The 1,606-nt window shown below is 71.8% G+C and carries 1 protein-coding gene; it reads right to left on the bottom strand.

From position 1 onward, the window contains the following. A partial coding sequence (locus ACOJUJ_RS12390; protein ID WP_420127191.1) for a TolC family protein occupies positions 1–1,202 on the bottom strand: 1,202 nt, incomplete at its 3' end. Positions 1,203–1,606: the final 404 nt, after the last annotated feature.

The raw sequence follows: 1,606 nt of genomic DNA on the forward strand, positions 1-1,606 counted from the left end.
GCGTGCTCGCGCTGGCGGCCGGCCAGCACCAGGTTGGCCGCGGCGCGCTCCTGCAGCAGCGCCATCCGCCGCAGCGTTCCCGCGGCCACCTCGACCTCGCGGGCCAGCGCGGCGCGGCGCACGGCCAGCCGCGCGTCCGCCTGCTGCAGCGCGGCGCCGGTGCGCTGGCGCGCGGCCATGCGGGCGCCCGGCTGCTCGAACAGGTTCCAGCTGAAGTTCAGCCCGTACACGCCCAGCTCGTTGCGCGGCTGCAAGGTGAGCGCCTGGCGCGTGTCGCCGAACTCGGAGCGCTCCCACTGCGCAAAAAAGCTCACCGTGGGGATCAGCCGCATCCGCTCGGCGCTGCGAGCCAGCGCGGCGGCGTGGCGCCCGGAGCGCAGCGCGGCCAGCTCGCTGCTCTCGTCCACCACGCGGCGGCGCAGCTCCGCTTCCGACGGCAGCGACCCGGCGTCCGGCAGCACCGGCTCCGCCAGCGTGGCGGGGATGTCGGCGCCCGCGCCCAGGTGCTCGCGCAGCGCCAGGCGCGCGGCGTCGGCCGTGGTCTGCGCCTCCATCAGGGCCAGCTCGGCGTCGCCCACGGCCAGCCGCGCCTGCAGCACGTCCAGCTCGGGCACGCCGCCCACGGCAAAGCGTCCTTCGGCGATGCGCAGCAGCTCGGCGGCGCGGTCCTTTTCCGCGCGGCGCAGCTCCAGCAGCGCCTGGCCCTCCAGCGCGTCAAGGTACGCCAGCGTGACCTCGGCGGCTACACGGGCGCGGGCGCCGGCCAGCGTCTGGTCCGCGGCCGAGGCTTCGGCGTTGGCGGAGCGGATCTGCAGCATGGTCGCGGGATTCACCAGTTCCCAGCTTGCCGTGAGCGCGGCGGAGGTCCCGTAGCTGTTGCGCAGCGCGATCAGCGAGTCCGGCAGCGACACGATGCCGCCGGTGATGGGGTCGCCCACGGTGCGCTGCAGCACGCCCGTGGTCACCACGCCCGCGTCCAGCGAGACGGACGGAAGCAGCCGCCCCCATCCTTCCCAGCGTCCGGCGCCGGCGGTGCGGTGCTGCGCCCGGGCCTCCTGGATCGCCGGGCTGGCCGCCACACCCTGCCGCACGGCCTCCTGCAGCGTGAGCACGGGCGCGTCCTGCGCCGCCGCGCGGGTCGCGGCCAGGAGAATAGTGAGCGCGGCGAGGCAGCCGCAATTGCGTCGGACGTGCGTGTTCATCGATCGTTTACCGTTTGCGCGACTTCGACTTGCCGTGTCGCATGGGAAGGCTCTACTGAAGGGGCCTCACACAGAGTTAACAGAGTCAACAGAGTTTGTTTCTCGGCGCTTCTTCATGCCTCTCACAAGGAACAAAGGAAGCGGGGTGAGAGGCATCGCTCGTCATCCCACCCTCCCTTTGCGATTCCCGCGGCAGGCTGTCGGGAACGGCACTAGAAAACTCTGTTGACTATGTTAACTCTGTGTGAGGCCAATCTTTTTGTCTCGGGCTACGCCGACGCGAAACCGTGCCGCACCAGCTCGGCCGCCGCCTCGCCGCGCTCGTCGCGCACGATCTGGCCGTCGAACAGGTGAACCGTGCGCTCGGCGTGCTCGGCGTAGCGGGGATCGTGCGTCACCATGCA

Origin of the sequence: Longimicrobium sp. (assembly GCF_048594345.1) — a bacterium.
Taxonomy (GTDB): Bacteria; Gemmatimonadota; Gemmatimonadetes; order Longimicrobiales; family Longimicrobiaceae; genus Longimicrobium.